Source organism: Streptomyces sp. NPDC046887 (assembly GCF_040644755.1).
Classification (GTDB): Bacteria; Actinomycetota; Actinomycetes; order Streptomycetales; family Streptomycetaceae; genus Streptomyces; species Streptomyces lichenis.
Genome location: NZ_JBEYXH010000058.1, coordinates 20,766 through 27,271 on the forward strand (window position 1 = coordinate 20,766; position 6,506 = coordinate 27,271).

The 6,506-nt window shown below is 75.6% G+C and carries 7 protein-coding genes; 3 read left to right on the forward strand and 4 right to left on the reverse strand.

Annotated elements, in window-relative coordinates; genetic code table 11:
* Positions 1–296: 296 nt before the first annotated feature.
* The 3 genes from ABZ945_RS31760 to ABZ945_RS31770 form a co-directional block, all read right to left on the reverse strand.
* On the reverse strand, positions 297–1,547 hold the full coding sequence (locus tag ABZ945_RS31760; RefSeq protein ID WP_361276735.1) for an aminotransferase class I/II-fold pyridoxal phosphate-dependent enzyme: 1,251 nt from the start codon (positions 1,545–1,547) through the stop codon (positions 297–299).
* Positions 1,548–1,757: 210 nt separating this feature from the next.
* The gene (locus ABZ945_RS31765; RefSeq protein ID WP_361276737.1) at positions 1,758–2,552 is read right to left on the reverse strand and encodes an RNA polymerase sigma factor SigF; all 795 of its coding nucleotides are present in this window, start codon (positions 2,550–2,552) and stop codon (positions 1,758–1,760) included.
* A 308-nt stretch (positions 2,553–2,860) separates the two neighbouring features.
* On the reverse strand, positions 2,861–3,181 hold the full coding sequence (locus ABZ945_RS31770) for a hypothetical protein (protein WP_361276739.1): 321 nt from the start codon (positions 3,179–3,181) through the stop codon (positions 2,861–2,863).
* Between the two features lie 217 nt (positions 3,182–3,398).
* Here ABZ945_RS31770 and ABZ945_RS31775 point away from each other — a divergent pair, with 217 nt between their 5' ends.
* The gene (locus ABZ945_RS31775) at positions 3,399–3,773 is read left to right on the forward strand and encodes a DUF2795 domain-containing protein (RefSeq protein WP_361276741.1); all 375 of its coding nucleotides are present in this window, start codon (positions 3,399–3,401) and stop codon (positions 3,771–3,773) included.
* A 70-nt stretch (positions 3,774–3,843) separates the two neighbouring features.
* Positions 3,844–4,389, forward strand: a complete 546-nt coding sequence (locus tag ABZ945_RS31780) for a type 1 glutamine amidotransferase domain-containing protein (protein WP_361276743.1) — start codon at positions 3,844–3,846, stop codon at positions 4,387–4,389.
* Positions 4,390–4,506: 117 nt separating this feature from the next.
* On the opposite strand, the gene ABZ945_RS31785 is transcribed toward ABZ945_RS31780, so the two are convergent.
* On the reverse strand, positions 4,507–5,094 hold the full coding sequence (locus ABZ945_RS31785) for a TIGR03086 family metal-binding protein (RefSeq protein ID WP_361276745.1): 588 nt from the start codon (positions 5,092–5,094) through the stop codon (positions 4,507–4,509).
* A gap of 206 nt (positions 5,095–5,300) precedes the next feature.
* Between ABZ945_RS31785 and ABZ945_RS31790 the strand changes: the two genes are divergently transcribed.
* Positions 5,301–6,506 (forward strand): Vms1/Ankzf1 family peptidyl-tRNA hydrolase (locus tag ABZ945_RS31790; protein ID WP_361276747.1); only part of this gene is annotated, 1,206 nt, incomplete at its 3' end.

A 6,506-nucleotide genomic window follows, 5' to 3' on the forward strand; every position in this document is an offset into this window, starting at 1 on the left:
CACGGGGCCGGTGGGGCCGACGGACCTGGCCGGTACGGCATCGGCGGGGCTGGTGGGCGCGGCATGGGTGGGCACGGGGCCGGAACGGCCGGTATGCGCGGCGCCGGTGGGGCCGGGGCCGGTGGGGCCGGTTCGTGCGGCATCGGTGGGGCCGGTGGGTGCGGCCCCCTCGGCGGGCGCGGCCGCTTCGGCGGGCAGCGCGGGATCCGGGCTGGTGGGGCCGGTGGGGCCGGGGCCGGTATGTGTGGCGTCGGTGGGGTCGGGGTCGGTGGGGCCGGTGGGGGCGGTCCGTTCCGTCATCGGCCAGCTCCGTTCGCCGGGGTGCGGTGCAGTTCGTGGAAGGCGGCCGCGAGCCGGTCCAGCGCGGCCGCCACCTCGGGCAGTTCCAGCGGGTCCGCCGCGGTGAGGGCCCGGCCGCCCGGGTCGGGGGGCGCGCCCAGCAGCGGGGCGGTGTCCAGCCGTACCCGCAGGGCGCCGAGGTCGTCGCCGAACCGGTGCCCGCCGGGCGCCGGGAAGCCGAGCCCCTCGCCGAGGTACTCCTCCAGCTCCATCGCGTCGGTCACCCCGCGAGCGGCGAGCTGCCCGCGCAGCGGGGTGAGGTCGGCGTAGAGGCACCGCCCGGCCTGCGGGGGCCGGGCCAGCCCGCCGCTGGCCAGCACGGTCCGGTGGGCGGCGGCGGCCAGCCGGCCGTGCAGGGCGGCCGAGGCGGCGGCCCGGGCGGCGACCGGCGCGGGCTCGCGCAGCGCGTGGGTGGCGGCCGCGGCGACGGGCGCGGCGAGCTGGGCGCCCAGTGCGGTGAGCCGGTCCAGGGCGTCGGCCCGCCAGCGGGCGCCGCGCTCTCCGGCGGGGAAGCGGGCGACGGCGGCGGGCCAGGCGGCCGGGGCGAGCGAGCCGGCCAGGTCGGCCAGGACGGTGGTGTCCTCGGGGCACATCTCGGAAGGGCTGACCAGCACGGTGCCGCCCGGGTCGTGCGTGGTGTCCCGCCAGGTCTCGTCGCTGACGATGTGGAGCCCCTCGCCGACGGCCGCCTCGCAGGCCTCGCGCACCAGCTCCGGCGGGGCGACGGTGCCGGTGGGGTCGTCGGCGATCGAGACCAGCAGCAGCCCGGGACGGCCGCCCTCGGCCCGTACCCGGCGGATGGTCTCCAGCAGGGCGTACGGGTCGGGCACACCGCCGCACTCGGCCGGGACGGGCACGTGGTACGCGGGGCGGCCCAGCAGCCGGGCCTGGGGCGCCCACCAGGCGGGGCAGGGCCGGGGCAGCAGCAGGTCGCCGTCGTGCGCGGCGATGATCGCGGAGAGCAGTGCCGGGGCGCCGGGCGCGGCGGCCAGGTCGTTCGGCCCGCAGTGCACCCCGCGCCGCCGCCAGTAGCCCCCGGCCGCCTCGCAGAGCTCGGGGCCACCACCGGGCGGTGCGGGTTCACCGCTGCCGGCCGCGGCGGCGACCACATCGGCCAGCTGGGGCAGCACCGGCAACCCGGACGCGGGGCCGGGTGGCTGCGGCCCGTAGCGCACCGGGCCGCGCCCCTCGGTGACCGGCTGCCGCATACGCGCTCACCTCCGCCGTACCGTTGGCGCCCCCGGACCGCCGTCCGGCCAGGGGCGTCCGCCGCCGTCCCCCTGGCCTTCTTTATACGGAGGTTCCGGGCGCTCCGCCGCTCGGGGGCGTCCGGTCGCCCCGCGCACGGCACGGCCCCGTGAGGGCCGGCCGGGCCTCACGGGGCCGTGGGGGTGGTGGCGAGGGAGCCGCGGGCGGTTTCAGGCGCCGGAGTCGCGCATGATCTCCTCGCGCATCTGGTTGCAGCAGCGGCTGATCAGCCGGGAGACGTGCATCTGGGAGATGCCGAGGTCCTCCGCTATCCGGCTCTGTGTCATATCGCGGAAGAACCGCATGTAGAGGATGCGCTGCTCGCGCTCGGGCAGCTTGGCCAGCCGGGGCTTGACCGCCTCGCGGTCGATGACCGTGTCCAGCGCCGGATCGGGTCCGCCGAGCGCGTCCACCAGGGTGTAGCCGTCCTCGGTGCCGGGCAGTTCGGCGTCGAGCGAGAGGGCGGTGAAGCTGTCCAGGGCCTCCAGACCGGCCATCGCCTCCTCCTCCGTCATCCCCGCCTTCTTGGCGATCTCCGCCACGGTCGGGGCGCGGCCCCCGACCGAGTGCGAGAGCTCCTGGTAGGCGGTGCGGACCCGGCCCCGCAGGTCCTGGACGCGCCGGGGGACGTGCAGGGTCCACATATGGTCGCGGAAGTGCCGCTTGATCTCGCCGGTGATGGTCGGCACCGCGAAGCTCTCGAAGGCCGCACCGCGGGTCGGGTCGTACCGGTCCACCGCCTTGACCAGGCCGAGGGCGGCGACCTGCTTCAGGTCCTCCAGGGACTCGCCGCGGTTGCGGAAGCGGCCGGCGAGCCGGTCCGCCATGGGCAGCCAGGCCCGGACGATGTCCTGTCGGACGGCATCCCGCTCCTCGCCCTCGGGGAGGTCCGCCATGCGCCGGAAGGCCTCGGCCGTGTCGGGGGCGTCGTCGTGCGGGTGCTTGGTGTGAGCGAGGATAGGCATGTGGCTTTCAGCTCCCTGAACGGCGCTGACGGTTGACTGACACCCGGAAGGGCCGAACTCCTCTCCCCGGGCGCGGACCCGCACGCCCGGGGAAGCGGCAGGCCGCTTCCGGGGACGTGCCTCCGGTCCGAAGCACGAGGTGCGCATGCCCGTGGCCGAACCCGGCAAACTCCTCTTTCCATGCTGGCCGTAACGGGACGATTCCGCTCATCGAGGGCGCGTCGCGCCCCCGGCGGCTCTGCCGTTCGGGTGACGGCCGACGGCCCCGTACCGGGGCGCGGTACGGGGCCGGGGGGGGGCGGGAGCGGTCAGCAGCCGGCGGCCGCGGGTGCCGCGTGCGAGCGCCTGCCGACGGGACGCGGGCGCAGCCGTACCGGGCCGGGCAGTTCTGCCGGACGGGCGTGGCGGGCCCGGGACCGGGGCGACGGCTCGGGAGCGGACTCGGCGGTCGCGGGGGCGGCGGGTGCGGTGGCCTCCGAGCGGGCCGCCACCGGCGCGGTGCGGGCGGCGGGCTCGGGGCCGGGATCTCTGCGCGGAAGGATGTAGTCCTCGTACCGGCCCATGGCCATCAGTCCGCCGAGCATGGCGGGTGGCATGAGCAGGGGCACCAGTACGGAGATGAGTCCCATCGACCCTGTTCCTTCCCGTCGTCCCGCAGCGGGTCTCCGCTGCGGGACGGTCTCAAACCGGGCGGTCGACCGGTCACCTCCGGGAGACGTCCCGAACCAGGGCCAACCGGCGTGTTTGCCTCCGTATCGCCGGGTACCCGGCCCGGCGACCGCAGCCGAGGAATCCCCGAAGAAGGCCGAAGAAGGCCGCAGAACCCCGAGGAACATGGAGGGCGCAATGCAGCGAGGCAGTGACCGGCTCAGCCGCCGCCAGGACGACGAGATGAAGCACCAGCTCAAGGGGCTGCTCCGATCCGGTCACCCCACGCGGAGCGAGGAGTGGCACGACCCCGAGCCGATCGCCGACGACGACCCGCGGCTGGCGTCCCGCGATGTGCCGGCCGATCCGTTCGAGGCGCTGCGGCTGGAGCTCGCCCGGTTCCTGGCGCGGACGCCGTTCCCGGCGCACCGCGGCGACCTGCTGCGGATCCTGCGCGAGCGGCACGCCCCGGACCGGCTGACGGACCGGGTGGCGGAGCTCCCCCGGGACGACACCTACCGCAGTGTGCAGGACGTGGCCGTGGCGCTGGAGCGCCGCCCCCACCCTGCCTGAGCGGGCGCGCGGGGGCGGAAAGACGGACAAGGACGAACAAGGACGACGAGGAAGAAACGAGGAGTACACCGTGCAGATCGCGTTCCTGGTGGCGCCGGAGGGCGTCGAGCAGGTCGAACTGACCGAGCCCTGGCAGGCCGTCAAGGCGAACGGCGACACCCCGGTCCTGGTGTCCACCGACTCCGGTGAGATCCAGGGCTTCAACCACCTGGACAAGGCGGACACCTTCCCGGTGGACCGGACCGTCTCCGAGGTGTCGGCCGCGGACTTCGGCGGGCTGGTCCTGCCGGGCGGGGTGGCCAACCCCGACTTCCTGCGCACGGACGAGAAGGCCGTCGCCTTCGTCAAGGGCTTCTTCGAGGCGGGCAAGCCGGTGGCGGCGATCTGCCACGCCCCGTGGACCCTGGTGGAGGCGGACGTCCTGCGGGGCCGGACGCTGACCTCCTGGCCCAGCCTGCGGACCGACATCCAGAACGCCGGCGGCACCTGGGTGGACGAGCAGGTCAAGGTGTGCACGTCCGAGCCGAGCACCCTGATCACCAGCCGCAAGCCGGACGACCTGAAGGCGTTCAACGAGGCGTTCACCGCCGAGTTCGCCAAGGCCTCGGCCGGCTGAGCGGCGGGGCGCCCGTCATCGGGCCTCCCGCGACAAGGCTCCTCGTCCCGCGCGGCGGACGAGGAGCCTTGTCGTGTCTCCTGTCTCCTGTCTCCTGCCTCCTGTCTCCTGGGCTTCTCAGGCCTCGCGGCCGGTGAGGGCCAGCAGCCTGGTCTGGTCGTCGGCACCGTCCGGGGTGTCGACCGCCGGTGCGAACAGCCCGCTGCCGGCCAGGGCGCCCGCGTGGGGGCCGACCTCGCGCAGGGCGAAGTCCACCAGCGGCTTCGGCAGCCGCTCGTCGGCGCCGATGCCCCGGGACAGGTCCCAGGCGTGCACCACCAGGTCGGTGACCATCTGGGCGCAGTAGGCGGTGGCCGGCGTCTGCCCGTACGAGAGGGAGACCACCCGGTCCAGGGCGCCCTTCTCGGCGAACGCCGCGCGGGCGCCGGCGGCCGCCTGGTCCCAGGTGGCGACCGGGTCCTCGCCGAGGACATCGCCGTCGAAGGCGTCGCCGACGTCCTTCATGGTGCGGTGCTCGCGTACCAGCGGCACCACCCACAGCTGCTCACTGGTGAGATGGTTCACCAGCTCGCGGACGGACCAGTCGGTGCAGGGTGTCGCGTCGTCCCACTGGTCGGCGCGGATGGCGTGCACCCGTTCGGTGAACAGCTCCAGCGCCTCGGCGTGCCGGGCGGGCAGCGCGGACGGGACGTGCGGGTTGGGCATGGCGATCGCCACCTCCGGGTCGGACAGTCAGGCGCATGCGAGTAACGGGTTCCCGACCACTCTTGCCCGACACCGGCCGGGCGGCGACCCGGCACCGGCCGCGCCGAACGGGGCGCACGCGGCGCGGGGGATCCGTGTGGCGGGCGGGTGGTCGGGTACTCGTCGCCGGTGCACCACGATCCACCGATCCTGGAGGGATCAGATCCATGCAACTCTCCTTCCTCACCAGCCTCTTCGACCGCCCGGGGCCGTGGGCCAGCGTCTATCTGGACACCTCCGTCATCGACGAGTCGGCGGCGGAGCGGCGCGAGCTCCAGGCCCGTGAGGCCTGCCAGGACCTGCTCGGTCAGGGCTGCGACCAGGACACCGCGCGGGCCGTCTACGAGGCGCTGACCAGCGGGCGGCCGCCGCATGAGCAGGGGCGGGCGGTGTTCGCCGCGCACGGCGAGGTGGTGCTCGACCCGCCGCTGAGCCGGCGGCCCCTGGCGCCCGCCGAGGTCACCTGGGCGGCGCTGCCCCGGCTCGGCCCGCTGCTGGACCTGGCCGCCGCGGAACCGGTCTGCCTGGTCGCCTACATCGACCGCACCGGAGCCGATCTGGAGCTGCGCGGGCCGCGCGGCGAGCGGCCGGCCGGGCAGGTGGAGGGCCGCGACTGGCCGGTACACCGCACCGCATCGGCGGACTGGTCCGAACGGCACTTCCAGACCAGCGTGGAGAACACCTGGGAGGAGAACGCGCGGACGATCGCCGAGGCGGTCGCCGCGTGCGAGCACGAGACCGGCGCGGAGTTGATCGTGCTGGCGGGGGACGCCCGGGAGCGGCGCTCGGTCCATGACCGGCTGCCCGCCGACGTACGGCCGCTGGCCGTGGAGAGCGAGCACGGCGGCCGGGCCGGCGGCGCGGGCACCCGGCTGCTGGACGAGGACGTGGAGGCGGCCCGCCAGGAGCATCTGCGCCGTACCGCCGACCAGGAGCTGGACCGCTTCCGCTCGGCGCGCTCGGACACCGGCGGCGGCCCGTCGGCCGCGGAGGGCGTACCGGCGCTGGTGGAGGCGGCCCGGGAGCACCGGATCGCCGAGCTGCTGGTCCGTACCGAGGGGCCGGACGCGCACCGCGAGGTGTGGGTGGGCGCCGAGCCGGACCAGATCGCGGTGCGCCGCAGCGACACCCACTACCTGGGTGAGCGCGATCCCCTGCCGGCCCGGGCCGACGACGCGCTGCTGCGCTCGGCGGTGATGGCGGGCGCCGAGGTGCTGCGGGTGCGTCCGGAGGACGACGAGGAGGTGCCGGTGGGCGGCCTCGGGGCGCTGCTGCGCTGTCCCCCGCTGGCGCAAGGGCAGCGGCGAAGGCTGGGTCACCGCCGAGTACGCCATGCTGCCCCGCGCCACCAACACCCGCGGCGACCGCGAATC